Below are 368 nucleotides of genomic sequence, written 5' to 3' on the forward strand. Positions count from 1 at the left end.
AGGACGGCGGTCAGCAGCACGTTCCACACGAAGATCGGCATGCGGAACATCGTCATGCCCGGTGCGCGCATGCAGATGATCGTGGTGATGAAGTTGACCGCGCCGAGGATCGTGCCGAAGCCGGAGAAGGCCAGACCCATGATCCACATGTCGGCGCCGATACCCGGCGAGCGGACCGCGTCCGACAGGGGGCTGTAGGCGAACCAGCCGAAGTCGGCCGCACCCTGCGGGGTGAGGAAGCCGCCCACCGCGATCGTCGAGCCGAACAGGTAGAGCCAGTAGGCGAACATGTTCAGCCGCGGGAACGCCACGTCGGGCGCGCCGATCTGCAGCGGCATGATCCAGTTCGTGAAGCCGGCGAACAGCGG

At 66.3% G+C, this 368-nt stretch carries 1 protein-coding gene; it reads right to left on the reverse strand.

Annotated features, from left to right (window positions below):
* Positions 1-368, reverse strand: a 368-nt coding sequence (locus tag OO70_RS50830) for a cbb3-type cytochrome c oxidase subunit I (protein WP_043688486.1), incomplete at both ends; no start/stop codon positions are given.

Origin of the sequence: Streptomyces xylophagus (assembly GCF_000716435.1) — a bacterium.
GTDB classification, from domain to species: Bacteria; Actinomycetota; Actinomycetes; order Streptomycetales; family Streptomycetaceae; genus Streptomyces; species Streptomyces xylophagus.